Source organism: Bradyrhizobium sp. P5_C11_2, from assembly GCF_054049755.1.
In genome coordinates, this window is the sequence record NZ_JBFULT010000855.1 from 1 (window position 1) to 2,146 (window position 2,146).

General features: G+C 63.2%; 2 protein-coding genes. One reads left to right on the forward strand and one right to left on the reverse strand.

The window, feature by feature from the left end; translation table 11 throughout:
* On the reverse strand, positions 1-1,231 hold a 1,231-nt coding region (locus ACXJL8_RS39455), incomplete at its 3' end, for an ATP-binding protein (protein WP_456686853.1).
* 466 nt (positions 1,232-1,697) lie between these two features.
* On the opposite strand from ACXJL8_RS39455, the gene ACXJL8_RS39460 reads away from it, so the two are divergent.
* A partial coding sequence (locus ACXJL8_RS39460; RefSeq protein ID WP_456686854.1) for a VOC family protein occupies positions 1,698-2,146 on the forward strand: 449 nt, incomplete at its 3' end.

Sequence of the window (2,146 nt, forward strand, 5' to 3'; positions counted from 1 at the left end):
CTTCCTTGGCGATGCGCGATACCGCCTTGCGGGTCGGTCCGAAGCCGACATTGCGGTCGGCGGAAGCGTAGCGGTGCGCCTCCTCGCAGACGAACAGCATCGGCGAGACGCCGTCGCTCCACAGGCCGAAGTCGAAGGCCATGCGGCACAGCACCGRGACCACGGAATCGATGACCTCGGCCGGGAAGCCGGCGAGCTGCATCACCGTCATCGGCTTGCCGTTGGCGGGCAGGCGAAACAGATGGCTGATCACCTCGGCCATAGTGTCGCCGCCGACATTGGCGTTGTCGAACATGAAGGCATAGCGCGGGTCGTTGCGGACCGCCTCGATGCGCGAGATCAGCTTGTGATAGATGATGCGCGAGGAGCGGTTTTCGAGCTTGCCCATGCGCTCGTCGATCAGCGAGATCAGGTCGACCAGGCGGTACGGCACCGGCGTGTCGACGGTGAAGCCGATCTGCTTGGGATCGACGCGCTTCAGGCCGAGGCGGTCGGAGTTCTGATACTGCGTGTAGATGCCCTTGGCGATCGGGATGACCTCGGCAAGGACGTCGAGCTCCTCGGGCACGCCGGCGCGGCCGCCGAACAGCACGTCGACGATTTCCTCGAAGTTGAACAGCCAGAACGGCAGCTTCAGGTTTCGCGGGTTGAGCACCAGCGCGCGGTCGCCGAAGCAGCGGCCATATTCGTTGTGGACGTCGAGCAGGAAGATTCGCAGGTTCGGGCGCGCCTTGAGGATCTCGTTGAGCAAGAGCGACACGCCGGTCGATTTGCCGACGCCGGTCGATCCCAGCACCGCGAAATGCTTCGACAGCATCTCCTCGACGTCGACATAGGCGACGACCGAGCGGTCCTGCTGGAGGAACCCGACATTGATCTGGTCCGATCCGGTCGGCGCGTAGATCGTGCGCAGCTCCTGGCTGGTGATCAGGTCGACGGAATCGCCGATGGTCGGATAGTTGGTGACGCCGCGCTGAAACTTGGCCTTGTCGGCGGCATTGAGGATTTCACCGAGCAGGTCGACGGAGGCGATGGCGATGTAGTCGGAGTTCGAGAGGTTCTCGCAGGAGACCTCGGTGATCATCGCGACGATGACCGAGCTGGCGCAGCGGATGCTCACGAAACGGCCGACGGTGGCCCGCACCTCCGAGATCGGCAATTGGCTTTCCGCCAAAAGCCCGACCCGGGCGAGCGATCCGCGAACCGAAATCACGCGTCCAAAGGATGTCACGATGGATGAACCTGGCAAGAAAGAGGGGCTTTGCTCCAGACTATGCGGCCGTCGCTGCACAAACGGTTAAACGCCAGGCGCGGCTGCTTCGTTAAATCCGCGACAATTCGGCTCGCACATTTGTCCCTGATGCATACTTGCGGACGGAACGGCCGGAAAATGCCGCTCCTCCAGGCCGACAGGCCGAAATGTCCTTAAGGAAGATTTTACCATTCGGGCAGCCGGTCCGGGCCTCCGGGCCAGCGAAAGCGGCGCCGACGCTGCGCCGAGCCCGCGAAGAGCGCGGTTTGATTTGTTGACGGGACCTAATCATTTGTACATTAGTACAAATGAACCGGCGGCCGTCAGTATCGCCTGGGTGCGCGCGCATCGTTGTGCTCGGTGCCCGATTGCGCGATCCGGTGAGGCGGATCGCAGCCAAGCCTTCGAGGAAACCGCCTTGGAGGAAACCGCCTTGGAGGAAGCCATGCAGCCCGAACCGATCCTGGATCTCGCTCATCTCGGCCACATGGAACTGCTGACCCCGAAGCCCGACGAGAGCCTGAAATTCTTCGTCGACGTCATGGGCATGACCGTCAGCGGGCAGAAGGGCGAGTCGGTCTATCTGCGCGGCTGGGACGATTACGAGCGCTATTCGCTGAAGCTCACGGCGTCGAAGACGTCAGGCATGGAGCACATGGCGCTACGCGCGCGCAGCCAGCAGGCGCTGGAGCGGCGCGTCGCGGCGCTGAAGGGCTCGGGCTTCGATATCGGCTGGATCGACGGCGACATGGGGCAGGGGCCGACCTTCCGCTGCCGCGATCCCGACGGCCACATCGTCGAGCTCTATTACGAGACCGAATGGTATCAGGCGCCACCGGAGCTAAGACCTGCGCTGAAGAACCAGGCGCAGCGTTTTCCCGCCCGCGGCGTCAA